The sequence below is a fragment of the Stutzerimonas stutzeri genome (genome assembly GCF_000935215.1).
Taxonomy (GTDB): domain Bacteria; phylum Pseudomonadota; class Gammaproteobacteria; order Pseudomonadales; family Pseudomonadaceae; genus Stutzerimonas.
Window position 1 is genome coordinate 1 of record NZ_JXXD01000327.1, and the last position, 1,070, is coordinate 1,070.

The 1,070-nt window shown below is 64.0% G+C and carries 1 protein-coding gene; it reads left to right on the top strand.

Translation table 11 applies throughout. The features are described from left to right. Positions 1-49: 49 nt before the first annotated feature. A complete protein-coding gene (locus LO50_RS23040; RefSeq protein ID WP_031298059.1) occupies positions 50-1,021 on the top strand; it encodes a CDP-6-deoxy-delta-3,4-glucoseen reductase in 972 nt (323 codons plus the stop codon). Positions 1,022-1,070: the final 49 nt, after the last annotated feature.

Sequence of the window (1,070 nt, forward strand, 5' to 3'; positions counted from 1 at the left end):
CCGCCCGAAAGCCTTGGCGGGTCATCCCGTTCACTGATAAGACGTGCACATGAAAGTTACTTTGCAGCCATCCGGCGCCGTGCTCGACGTGCGGCCCGGCGAACGATTTCTCGATGCCGCCAGGCGTCTGGGCTACGAATGCCCGCAGAGCTGTCGCAACGGCAATTGCCACATCTGCGCCTCGCTGCTGGTCGAAGGACGTGTGCGACAGGCCGGCGAGGTGCGCGATCACGGCGAGCTGCTGGCCTGCCTGGCCGAGCCACTGGAAGACTGCGTGCTGCTCTGGGATGGCGTGCTGGCGCCCGGCGAATTGCCGGTACGCGAGCTGAGCTGCCAGCTCAGTGGCTACGAAGAGGTCGGTGGCGATGTGGTGCGCTTGCGCCTACGCCTGCCGGCCGGTCGCCAGCCGCGCTATCACGCCGGTCAATATCTGTTGCTGCAACGGGAGGACGGTGAGTGGTCGGCGTTTTCCCTCGCCTCTGCTCCCGGCAGCGGCCGAGAGCTGGAGCTGCACGTGCTGGCGCGTGAGGAATCCGCGATCGAGCTGCTGGCATTCCTGCGGCGGCAGGGCTTTGCGCGGATCCAACTGCCATTCGGCGACACGCATCTGGCAGAACTGCCGGACGGTCCCTTGGTGCTGGTTGCAGCGGGCACCGGCATGGCGCAGATGCACAGTCTGATCGAGTATTGCCGCGCAGCCGGGTTCTCGCATCCGGTGCATCTGTACTGGGGTGTTCGCCATCCCGAAGACTTCTACCAGCTGTCGCACTGGGATGAATGGCAGGGCATGAGTAATCTGCATCTGCACCGTGTCGTCAGCGACGTCTGCGGCTGGGAAGGTCGCTGCGGCATGCTGCACGAAGCGATTCGCGAGGATTTCAACGATCTCAAACCGTTGCATATCTATGCCAGCGGCTCGCCGTCGATGGTCTATGGCACGCTGGATGCGTTGGTGGAGGCGGGGATGGACCCGCATCAGATGCGCGCTGACGTGTTTGCCTACGCGCCGCGGGAAAGCTGATTCGGTTTGCTGCGCCAGAATGAAAAACGCCGGGTCGAAAGCCCGGCGT